The 581-nt window shown below is 63.5% G+C and carries 1 protein-coding gene; it reads left to right on the top strand.

Annotation, left to right across the window (positions count from 1 at the left end):
- Positions 1-581, top strand: a 581-nt coding sequence (locus DIE22_RS37855) for a 2-oxo acid dehydrogenase subunit E2 (protein ID WP_185640794.1), incomplete at both ends; no start/stop codon positions are given.

The following is a 581-nucleotide window of genomic DNA, read 5'->3' as shown; positions in this document are numbered from 1 at the left end:
GGCGGCGGCGAGCTGAACCTGCTGCCGTGGCCGAAGGTCGACTTCTCGAAGTTCGGCCCGTTCGAGGCGAAGCCGCTGTCGCGCATCAAGAAGATCTCGGGCGCGAACCTGCATCGCAACTGGGTGATGATCCCGCACGTCACGAACAACGACGAAGCGGACATCACCGAGCTCGAAGCGCTGCGCGTGCAGCTGAACAAGGAGCATGAGAAGGCGGGCGTGAAGTTCACGATGCTCGCGTTCGTGATCAAGGCGGTCGTCGCCGCGCTGAAGAAGTTCCCGACCTTCAACGCAAGCCTCGACGGCGACAACCTTGTGTTCAAGCAGTACTACCACGTCGGTTTCGCGGCCGACACGCCGAACGGCCTCGTCGTGCCGGTGATCCGCGATGCGGACAAGAAGGGCCTCGTCGATATCGCGAAGGAAATGGCCGAGCTGTCGAAGGCCGCGCGCGACGGCAAGCTGAAGCCGGACCAGATGCAGGGTGGTTGCTTCTCGATCTCGTCGCTCGGCGGGATCGGCGGCACGAACTTCACGCCGATCATCAACGCGCCGGAAGTGGCGATCCTCGGGTTGTCGCG

The sequence above is a fragment of the Burkholderia sp. Bp9142 genome, assembly GCF_003853415.1.
In the GTDB taxonomy this organism is placed as follows: domain Bacteria; phylum Pseudomonadota; class Gammaproteobacteria; order Burkholderiales; family Burkholderiaceae; genus Burkholderia.
Note: the sequence above shows the minus strand (reverse complement) of the source record. Positions and strands in the feature narration are given on the sequence as shown.